The following is a 14,622-nucleotide window of genomic DNA, read 5'->3' on the forward strand; positions in this document are numbered from 1 at the left end:
ATCTTCTTCACCGCATTAGAGGGGGAATAAAGTTGGAAGCAGAGGTTGAAAAAGAACCACATGTATATCCACCGTTACGCCCGTCAGGTCTCGGAGGCTGGCTGGTGCTGGTGCAGATCGGATTATTCGCAACATTAATTCAAGTATCGTATCAGCTGGTGAACTACAATATTCCAAGCTTCAGCCGGGAGTATTGGGATCTTCTGGCATCCCCGCAAGGGAAGATGTATCATCCGCTCTGGGCGCCGGCCATTATATTTGAAGCCGCTGCGAACGGAGTGCTGCTATTGCTTACTATATTTACTTTGATTTTGTTTTATCAAAAAAAGGCACTTCTGCCGCGCATGATGATCCTGCTGTATTCCGTCAACCTGCTGATCGGGATCATTGATTATGTGCTTGTGATGAATATTCCTGTTGCCAATGAGCTGCAGGATGGAAGCAGTATGCGTGATCTGATTAGAGCATTATTCACCTGTGCGATATGGACAGCTTACTTCCGGAAATCAGAGCGCGTAAGGTACACCTTTATCCGTTAAAAAGCTCCGGCGAACGCAGGGTCTAAGCCCGCCCGGAAGCCTCATTACAGTGCAAATAACCCCCGCCCAAGGTACGCGGCTTCGTGTCCTTGGGCGGGGGTTATTCTGCAGATTAATCTTGTTACGCAGGCCGGAAGCGCCTAATGTTACACCGGCCGCCGCATCTCTCCCAGCAGCTCGCCCATCTTCACCTTCGTGTCCGGGGTAAGCCCCGGGCGCGGGGTGAAGGTGCCGCTCTCCAGCAGCAGGACTACCGTGGAACCGAATTCGAAATAAGCCAGGTCGTCGCCGCGCTGCCATTCTTTGGCCGCCTCATCGGTGTAGCGGATACTGCTCACATTCATTGCGCCTACCTTAACCACGGCGGTCTCGCCATAGCTGCCGGCTATATAGGTAATCAGCCGTTCGTTACGGCTCAGGACACTCTTCATATGGCGCATGCCGAAATCATTCACGGGATAAGCCCGTCCGCGGATATAATCGCTCTCCCTCAGCTGTCCGGTTAACGGGGAGTGAATCCGGTGATAATCGGTAGGGCTTAAGTAGAGGACAAAATAATAGCCTTTCTTGTACAGTTCGAGGTGTGGCGAGTGATTAAGCAAATCCTCCAGCGTATAATCCTGCCCCTTCACATTCATTATTGTGCCGCAGTTGATTTCGCCCATTGCCGTAATCATAGCGTCTACAGGACTGGCTACGGCATGCTCACCGCTGGCCACCGGGCGCATTCCCGGCTTCAGGCGGCGGCTGAAGAATTCATTCAGTGTACGGTATTCTCCGGCAGCCTTCTCCGCCTCGGCGGCAGGAATCTGATAGGAACGAATAAATACCGGAATCATAAGGCGGCTGAGTCTGCTGTGGGATAAAGCCCCCATCAACCTGGAAAGCCATCTGTGCGAGGATAGCTCGGTCATCAGCCGCAGCAATTGTTTAACCATGCCCATCTCCCTTCCATCATGCAGCAGTAAAAATCCCGTGCCAAGGGACTCCACCCGCTCTGCATTATATTGACATAGAATAGGAGACAAATCAATAAGAGTTCATTCTTAATGCTTCTTCGTACAGATATCTGGCATAGCCCATAGGCTGGCGGTAGCTGTCTTTCCATACGCCGCGCAGTCCAGCCTTTTGGAAGCCGTAACGCTGGTCGCGTCCGTTGCATTCAATGAAATACAGATGTCCGTGCTTCGTGACACCGATGTCCAGACCGATATCGGCCAGCCCCGGCAGACTCTTCTCCAGTTCACGGGCGATGGCGAGACTGAGGGAGAGGACGGACATACGGATTCTGGCTGCCTCATCTCCGGGGAATACCTGCTCCAGGGCAAAAGAGGACTTGAGGGCTTCGCCCCCTCTGGCAATGTTCGATACAAAACCGCCGGGCGCAGCCAGCTTGGCGAACAGGCCGGTGACCTGCCACGCTCCGCCCCAGCCCCGCTGTACCGTGACACGCAGGTCAAAAGGGCGTCCGTTAATCTCGGCCAGCGGAATCCGTTCCTGGACCAGATAGGGCACAGAAGAGAGCCGGGCGCGGAGGACCCGGGGAAGGGCGTCTGGATTAACGGCTCTGCTAATCTTGCGTCTTGAGCCGGAGAGAGAGTAGCTCCAGAGCCAGCGCCCTTCACCGCTGCGGGTGAGCCGCATCACACCGTTACCCACGCTGCCCCGGCAAGGCTTGAGGATCAAATCCGGGTAGCGGCTCATCATCTCCCTCAGGCCGGAGAGTCCGCTTGCAGTGACCGGCAGATATGCTTGCAGTTCGCGGCTGCGCTCCAGCAGGCCGTGAATCTGATCCTTGCCGTAGCGGTTGCAGCTGTTATAGACCTGAATTCCCTGCCGCAGCAGGCGCTCGACGCCAGTGCTGCCAGGATCATAGATTGCCCGGTTGTGGATGACCTCCGGCGTAGGAATGATTTGTTTGCGGTATCCTTGCGGACCTTTCTTCATATAGACACTGCTGAAGCCGGACGCCGCGTCGATGTCGGACAGCTTCACAAAGCAAGGGGTTAATCCGTATGCGGCGGCGGCCTCTTCGTAGTTGGCCAGAGATTCCTGTCCGGTTTTTAACCGGGGAACGCCCCCGTGCATAGCGGCATTTAGCAGTATCCCAACAAGCTTTTGCCCCATGTTCGTTCCTCCTGTTATCTTGAAGTACTTCCCGGCTGTTTTTATGTCTCCTGTCATTGTATGTATGTACGTGCCCGTAAGGGTTGGACGGATGCGCGGCGGCAGATGCCCTTTTTTGAAAGGAGAAGATTGGATGACTGGTAAGGAGAAGGGTGTCATCCGCCTATGCTGCTGCATATGATGCCTAGAAGATACATTAGATGGAAGGAGGAGACTGCTTGTGAAGGGTCCCAAACGAAAACAGCAGCGCAGTACCAAAAGACCGCTCTATTACGTGGATAATCCCGATACGACTGAACTTAGCATGCTGGACAGCAGTCCCAAAACACAGAAAACCCAACAATCGGCAGCGGTGGAATCGGCAGAGGCAGAAGATATTACCCTGCAGGTGAGCGGGGTGGAGATGCTGGAATTGACCGCGACGCCTCGGCAGACTGTACCTGCACTGGAGGGGAATCAAGGAACGGTGACGGAAGTGGTACGCGTGCAGGAGGATCGTGCTGTCCTGCTTGAAGCTGAGGTAACGGCTCCCCTGGAAAAAGAACGCCTGCAGCCCGTATACACCGATGATCTGTCTGATGGCGCCGTCACCGGTGCCAAGATTGCTCCACGCACCATTGACGGGTCCAGGCTAAAGCATGGCATCATTGGCACACCCTGGCTGCAGGACTATGCGGTGCAGAGCATCAACCTTGCGGACCGGGCGGTTACCTCCTCGAAGATAGCGCCGGAGTCCGTTACCGGTGAGCATCTGGCGGAGAGCAGTATCAGCGGGGGCAAGCTGCTGGATCACTCTATCGGCGGCGAGAAGCTGAAGGATGGCAGCATTGGTCCCGAGAAGCTGGCAGACCGGATGATCAGTGGCGGACATATTGCCGATGGTGCGATCAGCAGCAGGCATCTTAGTGAGTTCATTATCACGGCTGAGCTGCTGGACGATGGGGCGGTGACCGGTGAGAAGATTCTCAGCAGCAGCATTGACAGCCGCCATCTCAGCAACGGCAGTATTGACCGCTCTAAGCTGGCTGACGAAGCGGTGTCCGCTGATAAAATTGCCGATGGCGAGATCAGCGGTGTCAAGCTGGGCGATGCGGTGATCGAGAGCCGGCATGTGGGGGAAGGCGTCATTACCGCGAAGCATCTGGCACCGGGTGCCATTGGACGGGAACAGCTGGCGGCGCGCCTGATCGGCAAGGAGCAGCTTCAGCCCGGTATTATTGAGAGCGGGCATCTTGCAGATGGGGCTGCCGGGTCCCGGCAGATCGCGGCGAAGGCTGTCCGCAGCCAGCATATTAACCCGGATAGCATCCATGCGGACCATATCGCCGAAGGTGAGGTTGGCAGCCGTCATCTGGCAGACCGCAGCATTTCTTTTGTGAAGCTGGCGGACGGCGCGGTAGGAACTACACAGCTGATTGAGCAGGCGGTCACCTCTTCCAAAATCGCGGATCAGAGCATTCTCGCCCATAAGCTGGCCGATGAAGCCGTAATGACGCGCCATATTGCGAAATCTGCAGTGCGCAGTGCGCAGATTGCCACGCAGGCGGTCACTTCGGCTCATCTGCAGCGCGAAGCCGTGGATAATTCTCATCTGGCCGCAGAATCTGTAGGCTCTGCCCAGCTGCAGGAGCATTCCGTCCTGACCGGCCATCTGGCCAAAGGGGCAGTTACGGAAGAACAACTGGGGTATGAATCCGTTACAGGAGAACATATTAGCCCCCAGAGTATTACCGCAGCCAAGCTGGCGGACGGCAGCATCATTACCGCCAAGCTGGCCATGGGCGCGGTCGGAGGTACGATTCTTGCAAAAGAAGCGGTCAGCGGAGAGCATATTGCGGTCTGCGCCGTGGAGGAGAAGCATCTGGCGGACGGCAGCATCAGCGGACGGGTGCTGCAGGAAGAGGCTGTTGATGCTGGTCATCTGGCATCCGGCGCTATCGAACGCCGGCATCTGGGAGACAGCAGTGTGACTTCATCCGCGCTGCAATCCGGTTCAGTAACGGCAGATAAGCTGTCCTCCGGTGCCGTCAAGGAGGCCCATCTGACTGCGGCGATTGTGCAGCCGCATCATTTGGCTGACTATGCCGTCACTTCACTGAAGCTATCGCCGGAGAGTGTCTCAACGGATAAGCTCGGTGATCTGGCTGTCACTTCCATTAAGCTGGCTGACGGCAGTGTGAGTGCGGAGAAGCTGGCAGCCTCAGCAGTGCAGAGCGAGCATTTGTCGGAAGGCGCAGTCGGCCCGGATTCGCTTAAGGATGCCTCTGTGCAAGGCAGACATCTGGCAGCGGGCAGCGTAGGCGGTGCACATATCCGGCCGATGTCGGTTGGCAACGGGCATCTTATTCCAAGCTCTGTCTCCTCCATCCAGATTCAGGATGGCAGTATCAGCGGCACGAAGCTGGCCGAGGAAGCGGTGGCTTCCCGCCATCTCACTCCCGGCAGTGTGGGCGGAATCCAGCTGGCTGAGGCCTCAGTGGAAGGGCGGCATCTCGCAGATGGCGGTATTCGTCTGGCGCATCTGGCAGAGGAGGTCCGCAGTGCGGAGCTTCTGCCCGACAGCAGCATTGGCGCGGAGAAGCTGGCAGCGGGTGCTGTAGAATCGGTTCATTTGGCTGAAGCGAGTGTTCAGGGTGTTCATTTGGCCCAGGCAGCGGTGGAAGCCCGGCATATTGGTGCCGGGGAGATTACGCTGGCCCATCTGGCCAAGGAGACGCGCAGTGCGGATCTTCTCCCGGATGGCAGCATCGCAGGCAGCAAGCTGGGGGCAGGAGTGGTAGGGGCCTTCCATCTGGCTGCGGGCAGTGTGTATGGCGGCCATCTGGCTGCGGATGCAGTAAGCAGCCGGCATATCCGCGCCGGCAGCATTCAGCTCAGTCATCTGGCTCCCGATACGCGGGGCGCGGACCTGCTGCCGGATGGCAGCATAAGTGGAAGCAAGCTGGCCGAAGGCGCAGTGGATTCGCAGCATCTCCAGCCGCAGAGCGTGGAAACAGAGCATCTTGCGGGCGGAGTGATTCAAGAACGTCATTTGGGCTCAGGAATTATCCGGCTGGCGCATCTGGCAGAGGAGACGAGAAGTGCAGACCTGCTGCCGGACGGCAGTATAGGTGGAAGCAAGCTGGCCGAAGGCGCAGTGGATTCGCAGCATCTCCAGCCGCAGAGCGTGCACGGAGAGCATCTTGCAGGTAGAGCGATTCAGGAGCATCATTTAGACTCAGGAATTATCCGGCTGGCGCATCTGGCAGAAGAGACGCGCAGCGCGGACCTGCTGCCGGATGGCAGTATAGGTGGAAGCAAGCTGGCCGAAGGCGCAGTGAATTCGCAGCATCTCCAGCCGCAGAGCGTGAACGGAGAGCATCTTGCAGGTAGAGTGATCCAGGAGCATCATTTGGGGTCGGGAATTATCCGGCTGGCGCATCTGGCAGAGGAAACGAGAAGCTCAGAGATACTGCCGGATGGCAGCATAGGTGGAAGCAAGCTGGCCGAAGGCGCAGTGGGTTCGCAGCATCTCCAGCCGCAGAGTGTGGACGCAGAACATCTTGCAGGTGGAGTAATTCAGGAGCGTCATTTAAGCTCAGGGATTATCCGGCTGGCGCATCTGGCAGAGGAAACGAGAAGTGCGGAGCTCCTGCCGGATGGCAGTATTAGAGGAAGCAAACTGGCAGCGGGTTCTGTGGGCTCTATCCATCTGGCTTCCGGCAGCATTTATGGAGGTCACCTCGCGCCTGAAGCGGTGGATAGCTGTCATATCCGTCCCGGCAGCATCAGCCTGGAGCATCTGGCTCAGGATGCCCGGACCGCCGAGCTTTTGCAGGACGGCAGTATTACAGGGGGGAAGGTTGCTCCTCACAGCATTGGAACCAGGCAACTGGCGGAAGGCGCAGTGGGAAGCTCAGAGCTTCAAGATGAAGCGGTGGATGGCGCCAAAATCTCTTCCTTTGCCATCCAGTCCCGGCATTTGGAAGAAGACAGCGTACAGAGCTACCACATTGTTCAGAATGCGGTGAGCGGGGATCATCTGGCCCCTGATTCAGTGGATAGCAGCCATATCCGCGCGGGCAGCATCCAGCGTGAGCATCTGGCCGAGGGGACGCTGACCTCTGAGCTGCTGGGAGAAGGCAGCATAGACGGAAGCAAGCTGGCACCAGGAGCAGTGGGGCCTAATCATCTCGCTCCGGGCAGCATCTACGGAGGCCATCTGTCTCCCGGAATCGTTGACGGGCGCCATATCCGTCCCGGCAGCATCGGCCTGGAGCATCTGGCCGGGGATGCGCTGACCGCGGAGCTGCTCCCGGACCATAGTGTGAACGGAGCGAAGCTTGCGATTCACAGTGTCGGCACCGGCCATCTGGCTGGAGGAGCGGTAGGCAGCACTGAACTGCAGGATGAAGCGGTTAAGGCTTCGAAAATCGCTCCCTTTGCCGTCCAGTCCCGGCATCTGGAAGAAGACAGCATCCAGAGCCATCATATTGCTCAGGGTGCAGTGAACGGGGATCATCTGGCTCCCGGATCAGTAGATAGCAGCCATCTCCGTGAGGGCAGCATCCAGCGTGAGCATCTGGCTGAGGGCACGCTGACCTCGGAGCTGCTCCCGGACCATAGTGTAAACGGAGAGAAGCTTGCTCTTCACAGCATCGGTACCGGGCATCTGGCTGAAGGAGCGGTAGGCAGTACTGAACTGCAGGATGAGGCGGTTAAGGCTTCGAAAATCGCTCCCTTTGCCGTCCAGTCCCGGCATCTGGAAGAAGACAGCATCCAGAGCCATCATATTGCTCAGGGTGCAGTGAACGGGGAGCATCTGGCTCCCGGATCAGTCAATGCGGAGCATCTGTCCTTCCATCCGGTGCAGAGTGTCGGGAACCGCGATGTTTTGCAGCAGTTCGGGATGACGGCGTTTATGTTCAATGGTGAGGCGGAGAGTGTAGAGGTGACGGTTTCTTTTGACGAGAGCTTCGGTCATACCGGCTATGTGCTGGTTGCCATGGCTAACCAGCCGTACTTCCATGCTTCGCTGAAGAACAGAACGGGCGGAGGAGCAACCATTGAGGTCGTACGGCTGCGCGAGACTCAGCATTTCTATGGCGTGCTGTCGTGGATTGCGCTCGGCACTCCGCTTCTCAAACCTGCTGTGGAGCATCGTGCTTTTGATTGATTCAGACTTTAATCGGGTATTGGGAACACGAATCCTCATTGATGTAACAAAAGCTCAGATCGTAGACAGGTTGGAAGTGTATGAGGCGCAGCCGTTGGCTGCGTCTTTCCTTGTAATATAAGAATTTATAAGTTTTACGCTATACATTATCCTTCTATTTCTCGCTGAAACGGCTGCTATCTCTATTTGTCTGTGGAGCAGTAGTTGTGAGAGGAAGGACAGGTGGAGTTGGAAAAAGGCGCATAACTGCGCCAATCATCGGTTTATGAAGCAGTTTGATTGTATTTCCTGCAATAGAAAACGCATATCCGACTGCAAAATTAGATTCTATTGTACTTCATACAGTGGAATGTTGTGTTTTGGATGGAAAATGGCCTTTGTTCAACATTCAATTGTACGGAATACAGTAGATTCTATTTCGAAGCCGTTTTTGCCGCCTTCTATTGTACAAAATGCAGTTGCTATCGTTCCGGCGCTTACAGCATCCAAGTGACTGCTGTGGGAATGAGGCGCTGGCTCGTTAAGGTCCGATAATGATCATATTCATAATATTAACTCTGATGCTGTACTGGTTTAGCTTGCCCTTCCTCCGAGGCAGGTGGCGGAATCTGCTGATGGATGGGACAAGCAGGGAAACCTGGGGGGCATTGTAGCTGCTCTGTGCGGATCTGTTCCGACCAACTCTGAAGCGACTGATATATTCGATTTGCTGGTGGACGGATGTATTCCAGCTCGTGCATACGCTCCCTTATCGGCTTATTACCGGGTGGAGGCGCATAGCGGCATTTGTCCAATTATCTGCGCTCGGGGAGACACTTGCCGTTACCGGGGGTGGCGGGATACATAGACTATGGTGTAACCCTCAGCCCGGGAGCAGCCCTGTGAAGGAAGGTGGATGAGCATGAAAAGAAAAGGAACATCTGCCCGCCGCACGGGGCGGCGGGCAACCCGGACAGCACGGCGGCCGGAGGCACGGCCGGTGCGGCCTGCTATACCGCCGCCTGCGGTGAATCATCCGCAGCCTGAGGTGTCGGTCATTATTCCGGCTATGAATGAGGCGGCGACGATTGCTGCGGTAATCGCCGGAGCCAGAGGCGTTCATCCCCGCTGTGAGGTTATTGTGATTGTTAACGGTTCTGCGGATCAGACCGCAGAGATTGCGCGCTCCTGCGGAGCGAACGTAATGGTATATGAACAGCCGCTCGGGCATGATGTCGGGCGAAGCGTGGGTGCTGCGGCGGCGAAGGGAACGATTCTGCTGTTCACGGATGGGGATCTGGTAATCCCCGCCTCGCAGCTGCGTCCCTTCGTGACCGCGGTCAGCGGTGGAGCGGATCTGGCCCTGAATGATTATTCCGGTCCGGTCCGCAGCAGAGTTCCGCATCCGGTGGTGTTATCCAAGCATGTGCTGAATCTTCTGCTTGGAAGGTCTGAGCTGAAGGGCTGCTCCTTGACTGCCGTTCCTCATGCGATTAGCCGGAGGGCGCTGGAGGTCCTGGGCAGCGGCCTGCTGTCGAGACCGCCGCTCGCCCATGCGCAGGCGGTGCTGGAGGGTCTGGTTGTGACGGCGGTGCATAACGTGCCTGTAGGCAGGATGAACGCGGTCCGCCGGAAGCATAGCGGCAGCGATCCTTTGCAGGAGGCTATCCTCAGAGACCACCTGGATGCTGTAGCCCTGGTGCTGGAACGCAAGGGCGGCCGGGCGGGCTTCGGGGACGGCACCCGGCGAAGGGAGATGGTGAGATGATGGAACGGCAGGAAGTATCCGTCAGCGGCCGGTCTTCGGCGGGGCGGACTGCAACCGGAAGCAGCGGCTCTAAAGGGCGCAGCTCCGGACGCGGCACAGCAGTGCGGAAAGGCGCAGCTAAGCAGCGGTCTGCGCAGCGCCGCAGCAAGTCTGCGGGGGCTGGGCTGGGCCGCTCCCGCTCCAAGCGGAAGCCCGCTTCCGGGCGGCGGGTCCTGCCGCTGCCGGCACCAAAGGGCTCACTGTCAGTGATTATCTCGGCCCGGAATGAGGAGCAGACATTGCCGAAGCTGCTGGAGCAGGTGGAACGCCTGAAGCCGCAGGAGATTATTGTGGTGCTGAACGGCTGCAGCGACCGCAGTTTTCAGCGGACCCGGTTATGCGCTCAGGCGAGCATAGTGTACATTCCGGAATCTGCCGGACATGATGTGGGACGTTCGCTGGGCGCCAAGCTCAGCCGGGGAGATATCCTGTTGTTTCTGGATGGTGATATGGTAATCTCCGCCGGGCAGCTGTCTTCCTTTGTGGCTGCGGTGGACCGGGGGGTGGATGTGGCGCTCAACGACCTTGATCCGCTGCTCCCTCCATTCGGGCTAAGTGATGCGGTTACCCGCTGCAAGCTTTACCTGAATCAGGTTCTGGGCCGCCCGGATCTTGGAGCAAGCTCCATGACAGCCGTTCCGCATGCCTTATCCCGCCGGGCGCTGGAGAGAATCGGCTACCGCGAGCTGATGGTGCCGCCCCGGGCGCTGGCGCTCTCCATAATGGGCCGCTTGCGGGTGGAAAAGGCCGGAGGGGTGAATGTAATTAAGCAGAACCGGCTGCGTCAGGGCAACACGGGAGCCGGCAATGCCATGGAGCAGCTGATTGCCGGTGATCATGCGGAAGCTCTGGTCTGCGTGATTGCCCACCAGCAGAGCAGCGGACAGCTCTCGGCCGAGAACCTGCTGGAGCACCGCCGGCAGATTGCCGCCTGGAGGAACGCGCTATGACAATGACGAGCATTATTATTCCTACGTATAACAGGCTCGGGCTGCTGCGCTCCTGCGTCGAATCGATCAGAGCGCATACCCGGTCTGCCTTTGAGATTATTGTAGTGGACAATGCCTCGGATGATGGTACCGAAGCCTACTGCCGCGCCAGCAAGCTGAAGTTCATCTCCCTCCCGGAGAACCGCGGTTTTCCGCTGGCCTGCAATATCGGGCTGCAGCTGGCTGCGGGGGAGGAGCTGCTGCTGCTGAACAATGACGTCATTGTGTCGCATGGCTGGCTGGATAATCTGAAGAGCGCCTTGTACAGTGCCCCTGATATAGGAATTGTCGGACCGGTGACGAATTATGCCAGCGGACGGCAGCAGGTACAGACCGGCTATGCCGATATTGCAGGCTTCCATGCTGAGGCGCTCCGGACCAATATCCCGGATGCCGCGAAGTGGCAGGAGACCCGAAGGCTTGTAGGTCTGTGCTTTTTATTCAAAAGACAGCTTATGGACGCGATCGGCCTGCTCGATGAACGCTTCTCGCCGGGCCATTATGAGGATGACGATTACTGCTACCGCGCCCGGCTGCAGGGATACCGGCTGCTGATTGCCGGAGATTGCCTGGTTCATCATGAAGGCAGCGCCAGCTTCAAGGAGGTCTATTCCGCCTCATTGCAGGAGCTGGTGGAGCGCAACCGCAGGATTTTTATGGAGAAATGGCAAGTGGACCCGTCGCAGTTCATCTGAGGCCCCTGGCCGAAGGCAAAAGACGTAGAGAAAGAGGAGGAACGTAAGTGAAAGGAGTCATACTGGCAGGCGGAACAGGAACAAGGCTATACCCGCTCACCCGGCTGATGAACAAACATTTGCTTCCGGTCGGCAAATACCCTATGGTGTGCTACGGGATTGAGCGGCTGCGCCAGGGGGGGATCACCGATATTCTCCTGGTCATCAGCAAACAGTCCGCAGGACAGTACACTGACTTTTTGGGCAGCGGCGCGGAATTCGGCGTCTCCCTGACTTACAAAATCCAGGAGGCGGCAGGCGGCATCGCGGAAGCGCTGGAGCTGGCGGAAGGATTCATCCTGCCGGGGGAACGGTTTGTCGTGCTGCTGGGGGATAATTTGTTCATGGATAGTCTGGAGCCTTATGTGAAGAGTTATCTGCAGCAGCCGGCGGGGACCGCGAAGGTGCTTCTGAAGCCTGTCGAGGATGCGCGCAGATACGGGGTTCCGGTGTTTGACAGCGCCGATGCCTCCCTGATTGCTTACATTGAAGAGAAGCCGGAGCAGCCGAAGACGAAATTCTGTGTTACAGGCATATATATGTACGATGAAGCTGTATTCGATATCATCCGCCGGATTTCGCCTTCCAGAAGGGGCGAGCTGGAGATTACCGATGTGAACAACCTGTATGCCGTAGAGCGCAAGCTGAGCTATGATGTGCTGCAAGGCTGGTGGAGTGACGCGGGAACCTTCCAGTCTCTGCGCGAAGCCGGAGATAAGCTGAGAGATACGCTGCCCTGAGGGGCGGCGTTTTTTTGAAATAGAAGAATTTATATGTTTCACACTATACATTATCTTTCTATTTTTCGCCGAACCGGTACCGTCATTTACAAGGCGGCAAAGCCGTCCCCGCTTGGTGGGGGCGATTAATGTAGGGCGGCGGAGAGGTGGGGAAGGCGAGGTAGAGAGAGAAGGGGGAGGGAGGAAGAGTAATTAGTTGGTCTACATAGGAAGAGACTGAGGAGGGTAGGAAACTTGAGTGGTCAAAGGTAACTAAAGGGATAAATCCCTTAGAATTCGCCAAAAGTGGGCTGGAGGCTGAAATGAGAGGGATAAATCCCTCTGAATTCGCTGGAAGTGGGCTGGAGGCTGAAATGAGAGGGATAAATCCCTCTGAATTCGCTGGAAGTGGGCTGGAGGCTGGAATGAAAGGGATAAATCCCTCTGAATTCGCCGGAAGTGGGCTGGCAGCTGGAATGAAAGGGATAAATCCCTTAGAATTTGCCGGGGATGGGCTGACGGCTGAAATGAAGTGTACAAATACACTTGAATGCGGCGAAAGTCGGGGTTGGGCGGAAATGAGGGGCACAAATGCCCCTGAATTCAGCCGCAAGCGGGCGCAAGGGTCCAAAGTCGTTCGAGCTGCCCCGATGGGCAGTACAGCAGCCAGCTCATCGCCCAAGCTAGCAGCTTCAGCTTAACGTCTTCAACTTATCTCCCCAGCATGCAGCCACCAGCATATCGTTCGCAGCATATCGCCCCAGCTAGCAACCTTCAACTCAACGCCCTCAGCTCAACGCCTTCAGTTCATCGCCATCAGCCATTAGCTGGCCGGGCGATTCTCCACCAGAACAAATCCTCGGTCTCGCGGTACAGTTCCGCACCCAAATGTTGCAGGACGCGGTGGGAGGCGAAGTTATCCTTTTCGGTATCTGCAATGATCCAGTATGCGCCGGGATGGCTGAAGATCCAGGCTGTGATCTGCCGCAGCGCTTCTGTGGCATAGCCTTGCCCCCGGTATCTCTCGTCCAGGACATAACCAACGATGACTTCCCCGTGTTCGTTCGGGCGGCCTTTGAGAATCAGGAAGCCGATGAGCTGCTGTTGTTCACGGTGGATGATGGCCCACATGGTCAGCCAGCAGTAGTTCTCTTCATCCTGAAGCACCTTGGCGTGCCTGACCCGCATCGCATAGCGCATCTCTTCATCGTCAAGCAGGGTTGCGGTTGCCGTCACGTTCAAGCCCAGCGCCTGCTCCAGCCCGGCATAATCAGCTAAGGCTAACGCCAGCTCTGAAGCGCCCAAGGGGGATAGGTCCAGGTGTTCGCCTGTTAGTTTCATAGATTACCTCCAGTTCTAATCGGTACATAAGCGGACATACATCATTTAGATGTATTTTCAGCCAAGCATAGTCTGCTGTTACGTTTCTTGTCAATATGCTCCAGCTGGCAGCCTTCCCCATACCTTGAAGCGGAAGCGGACACGGGGATTTGAACGTTGAAATTAATGGTCATCTTACGACATGTTCCAGCCCAACTTGCGGCGCTTCTCCGGCACCGTCAAGGCGGATGCCGCATATGCTGTAGCAGGGCGTTTGAGCAAAGGAGACATGAAGGTGCAGAGTAAAATTACAAAAGTCCTGCAGCACATGGCCCATACGCACGAACAAATGGCACGGATTCTTGACGCCGAACGCCACGTAGCCGTCCGTATGTCGCAAATAGTTCACGATCTGCCGGATGCGGACCCTGATTTCGGCGGATTCAGTGGGCTGGTGGAAAGCTCAGGCCAAGTCAACAAAAACATCATTGCTTACCTCAATGCACTTGCCGATCTCGAAGAGGCGATGGCGGAGGGAGTGGGCAGGGTCATCAAGGAATTAAACGGTCAGGAAGAAGAGTAAGGATAACGTGTAACCTGAGCAAGGAGGCGGAGGATGAGCAGAGAAAAGGCATATCTGCAAATGCTGGAGTCGACCGCTGTCATCCAGTGGAACATCGCGATGATTCTCGAGGCCAAAGCGGTGGAAGCGGAAAAAGTGAAGCAGTGGACCCATCATCACATCCACGCTAGAGCATTCGACTCCCACGAAGACCAGCTGAAGGAATCCATCTCTATTCATGAGGTAATCGTAGAGATGGTAGAGGGGCTGACGAAGCTGGAGAACGGGCTGTACAGCAACCTGAAGGCGGTGCTGGGCAGCGGAGAAGACGAGGGCGGCGATTTCGGCGGGGATGGCGAGGGCTTCAGCTTCGGGGACGACAGCAAATGAGCGGCGGGCTGCTCTCCGAACATGCCGTCAAGCTGGAGATGATCCGCTCGATCGCCCGCAGCCAGGCAGCGCTCGCAGCCATCCTCGAGAGTATTGCTGAAGTGACGGGGCAATCGGAGCTGACAGCCCGCAAGCTGAGCGACAATATCAGGATTCTTAGCGGGTACCAGAGTTCAATGTGCCGGATGATATCCGGTATTTCACTGCATGAGCCCAAAGAAGGAGTGCCTGCAGCCCCCTGGCTGAGCAAGGACTGCTCAGAGGGGACCGCCAGGAGTAGATGAAGTACAGGAGGCGTAGA

The 14,622-nt window shown here is 56.7% G+C and carries 12 protein-coding genes; 9 read left to right on the plus strand and 3 right to left on the minus strand.

The window, feature by feature from the left end; all coding sequences use genetic code 11:
• Window positions 1–32 precede the first annotated feature (32 nt).
• Window positions 33–539: a DUF2569 domain-containing protein gene (locus NST04_RS10055; RefSeq protein ID WP_341184124.1), complete on the plus strand. Its 507-nt coding sequence runs from the start codon at window positions 33–35 to the stop codon at window positions 537–539.
• A gap of 146 nt (window positions 540–685) precedes the next feature.
• On the opposite strand, the gene asd is transcribed toward NST04_RS10055, so the two are convergent.
• Window positions 686–1,477 (minus strand): archaetidylserine decarboxylase, encoded by a 792-nt coding sequence (gene asd / locus NST04_RS10060; protein WP_341184125.1) that lies wholly within the window; start codon window positions 1,475–1,477, stop codon window positions 686–688.
• 91 nt (window positions 1,478–1,568) lie between these two features.
• On the minus strand, window positions 1,569–2,666 hold the full coding sequence (locus NST04_RS10065; protein WP_341184126.1) for a YheC/YheD family endospore coat-associated protein: 1,098 nt from the start codon (window positions 2,664–2,666) through the stop codon (window positions 1,569–1,571).
• A 220-nt stretch (window positions 2,667–2,886) separates the two neighbouring features.
• Here NST04_RS10065 and NST04_RS10070 point away from each other — a divergent pair, with 220 nt between their 5' ends.
• The 5 genes from NST04_RS10070 (at window position 2,887) to NST04_RS10090 (ending at window position 12,070) form a co-directional block, all read left to right on the plus strand.
• The gene (locus NST04_RS10070; protein ID WP_341184127.1) at window positions 2,887–7,821 is read left to right on the plus strand and encodes a WIAG-tail domain; all 4,935 of its coding nucleotides are present in this window, start codon (window positions 2,887–2,889) and stop codon (window positions 7,819–7,821) included.
• Between the two features lie 901 nt (window positions 7,822–8,722).
• On the plus strand, window positions 8,723–9,568 hold the full coding sequence (locus tag NST04_RS10075; RefSeq protein ID WP_341184128.1) for a glycosyltransferase family 2 protein: 846 nt from the start codon (window positions 8,723–8,725) through the stop codon (window positions 9,566–9,568).
• Window positions 9,565–10,557 (plus strand): glycosyltransferase family 2 protein, encoded by a 993-nt coding sequence (locus NST04_RS10080; protein ID WP_341184129.1) that lies wholly within the window; start codon window positions 9,565–9,567, stop codon window positions 10,555–10,557. The genes NST04_RS10075 and NST04_RS10080 overlap by 4 nt, the downstream gene beginning before the upstream one ends.
• A complete protein-coding gene (locus NST04_RS10085; RefSeq protein WP_341184130.1) occupies window positions 10,554–11,291 on the plus strand; it encodes a glycosyltransferase family 2 protein in 738 nt (245 codons plus the stop codon). The genes NST04_RS10080 and NST04_RS10085 overlap by 4 nt, the downstream gene beginning before the upstream one ends.
• Before the next feature lie 47 nt (window positions 11,292–11,338).
• Complete coding sequence (locus NST04_RS10090) at window positions 11,339–12,070, plus strand: sugar phosphate nucleotidyltransferase (protein ID WP_339220012.1); 732 nt, start codon at window positions 11,339–11,341, stop codon at window positions 12,068–12,070.
• 795 nt (window positions 12,071–12,865) lie between these two features.
• Here the strand turns inward: NST04_RS10090 and NST04_RS10095 are convergent.
• Window positions 12,866–13,390 carry a GNAT family N-acetyltransferase gene (locus tag NST04_RS10095; protein ID WP_341184131.1) on the minus strand — a complete coding sequence of 175 codons (525 nt, stop codon included), beginning with the start codon at window positions 13,388–13,390 and terminating at the stop codon, window positions 12,866–12,868.
• 268 nt (window positions 13,391–13,658) lie between these two features.
• Here NST04_RS10095 and NST04_RS10100 point away from each other — a divergent pair, with 268 nt between their 5' ends.
• From NST04_RS10100 to NST04_RS10110, 3 genes are read left to right on the plus strand one after another with little or no spacing between them, the layout of a single operon-like run.
• Window positions 13,659–13,952, plus strand: a complete 294-nt coding sequence (locus tag NST04_RS10100; RefSeq protein WP_081751236.1) for a nucleoside-diphosphate sugar epimerase — start codon at window positions 13,659–13,661, stop codon at window positions 13,950–13,952.
• A 33-nt stretch (window positions 13,953–13,985) separates the two neighbouring features.
• Entirely contained in the window at window positions 13,986–14,321 is a 336-nt protein-coding gene (locus NST04_RS10105; RefSeq protein WP_341184133.1) for a restriction endonuclease subunit S, read from the plus strand.
• A complete protein-coding gene (locus NST04_RS10110; RefSeq protein WP_341184134.1) occupies window positions 14,318–14,605 on the plus strand; it encodes a hypothetical protein in 288 nt (95 codons plus the stop codon). The genes NST04_RS10105 and NST04_RS10110 overlap by 4 nt, the downstream gene beginning before the upstream one ends.
• Window positions 14,606–14,622 lie beyond the last annotated feature (17 nt).

Source organism: Paenibacillus sp. FSL H7-0756 (genome assembly GCF_038006765.1).
In the GTDB taxonomy this organism is placed as follows: Bacteria; Bacillota; Bacilli; order Paenibacillales; family Paenibacillaceae; genus Paenibacillus_AQ.

Excerpts from the sequence above, each read along its gene's own strand:
- asd (WP_341184125.1), bottom strand. The coding sequence starts at position 1,477 with ATGGTTAAACAATTGCTGCGGCTGATGACCGAGCTATCCTCGCACAGA.
- NST04_RS10100 (WP_081751236.1), top strand. The coding sequence starts at position 13,659 with ATGAAGGTGCAGAGTAAAATTACAAAAGTCCTGCAGCACATGGCCCAT.
- NST04_RS10065 (WP_341184126.1), bottom strand. The coding sequence starts at position 2,666 with ATGGGGCAAAAGCTTGTTGGGATACTGCTAAATGCCGCTATGCACGGG.
- NST04_RS10110 (WP_341184134.1), top strand. The coding sequence starts at position 14,318 with ATGAGCGGCGGGCTGCTCTCCGAACATGCCGTCAAGCTGGAGATGATC.
- NST04_RS10075 (WP_341184128.1), top strand. The coding sequence starts at position 8,723 with ATGAAAAGAAAAGGAACATCTGCCCGCCGCACGGGGCGGCGGGCAACC.
- NST04_RS10105 (WP_341184133.1), top strand. The coding sequence starts at position 13,986 with ATGAGCAGAGAAAAGGCATATCTGCAAATGCTGGAGTCGACCGCTGTC.
- NST04_RS10085 (WP_341184130.1), top strand. The coding sequence starts at position 10,554 with ATGACAATGACGAGCATTATTATTCCTACGTATAACAGGCTCGGGCTG.
- NST04_RS10095 (WP_341184131.1), bottom strand. The coding sequence starts at position 13,390 with ATGAAACTAACAGGCGAACACCTGGACCTATCCCCCTTGGGCGCTTCA.
- NST04_RS10080 (WP_341184129.1), top strand. The coding sequence starts at position 9,565 with ATGATGGAACGGCAGGAAGTATCCGTCAGCGGCCGGTCTTCGGCGGGG.